Below are 1501 nucleotides of genomic sequence, written 5' to 3'. Positions count from 1 at the left end.
CAATCCGAATACAACCAAGTGCAATCCGAATACAAAAAAGTACAGTCGGAATATGAAAAGGCGCAAACGGAAGTGACGCGCTTAACCTTTATGGTTAAAAAGTTGCAAGGCATGCTTTTCGGTTCAAAAAGGGAGCGTTTTGAAAACGATGCCCATGCCGATCAGCTCAACTTGCCCTTCGAAGAGCTGGAAGCAAAAAACGAGAACACGACCGACAGTCCGGTTAAAGAAACAATAACCTACTCGCGTGATAAGAACAAAAATCACAAAGGTAGAAACCGAATACCAGACGATCTTCCGGTGCATGAAATCCGAATTGAACCTTTGGAAGACACCACCGATTTAGTGAAAATAGGCGAAGAGCGTACCGAAATACTTGAGATGGCTCCAGCCAAATTCTTCAAGTTGGTTATTGTTCGCCCCAAATATGCCTTACCGAATGGCGAAGGCATTGTATGCGGAAACATTCCATCACGACCTATAGACAAATGCCTTGCCGGCAATGTGCTACTCGCCTTTATTCTCATCAGCAAATATGTTGATCACCTGCCGTTGTACCGTCAGCAGCAAATCTTTAAACGCTACGGCATACATATCGCTCCATCAACTATCGATGGTTGGATAGCGCAGTTGGGAACCTTACTTGAGCCGCTGTACAACGCTATGGTAAATGTGGTGAAAAAAGACGGATACATACAAGTAGATGAGACCCCAACCCGTGTACTAGACAAGACCAAAAAAGGAAAATGCCACCGCGGATACTACTGGGTCTATCACTCGCCGCCAAAAAAGATGGTGGTCTTTGATTACCAACCCGGGCGCGGGAAAAACGCACCGCGAAACATGCTTGAAGATTTTAAAGGCTACCTTCAAACCGACGGTTATCAAGTCTATACACAATATGGCAATAAAAACGATGTGACACACCTAGCTTGCTGGGCGCATGCACGCCGCTATTTTTTTGAGGCCAAAGATCAGGACAAAGATCGGGCGGAATATGCCTTGGCACGTATCCAAAAACTATATGCCATAGAACGTGAAGCAGAAAGCATGACTTCTGAAGCACGTAAAGAACTGCGCCTTGAAAAATCGCTGCCCGTTATTAATGAACTAGGCAAATGGATAGCAGAAGAAAATAAAAAAGTGCTTCCCAAAAGCCTTATCGGCAAAGCCTTTGCATATGCGATTAATCTTTGGGATCAGCTACAAAACTTCCTGAAAAGTGGAGAACTGCTTATCGATAACAATCTGATCGAAAACTCCATCCGCCCCAATGCACTGGGTAGAAAGAATTATCTCTTTGCCGGTTCGCATGAAGGCGCACAGCGCACAGCCATGTTTTATACCTTCACCGGCACTTGCAAGATGCAAGGCGTAGAACCTATGGCCTGGCTTACTGCCGTGCTTGGCAAAATCGCCGATCATCCGGTCAACAAACTTTTTGAACTCTTCCCTGGGAATATAGACATACCAGAAAAGTTAACAAGCTTTGGTGAGTTGG

General features: G+C 45.1%; 1 protein-coding gene. It reads left to right on the top strand.

Going from position 1 to position 1501, the window contains the following annotated elements; translation table 11 throughout:
* Nucleotides 1-18: 18 nt before the first annotated feature.
* The coding region (gene tnpC / locus G3O08_RS20630) for an IS66 family transposase (protein ID WP_163287338.1) at nucleotides 19-1501 on the top strand (1483 nt) is incomplete at its 3' end.

The sequence above is a fragment of the Cryomorpha ignava genome (assembly GCF_010686655.1).
GTDB classification, from domain to species: domain Bacteria; phylum Bacteroidota; class Bacteroidia; order Flavobacteriales_D; family Cryomorphaceae; genus Cryomorpha; species Cryomorpha ignava.
This window is presented reverse-complemented; position numbering and strand designations above follow the sequence as displayed.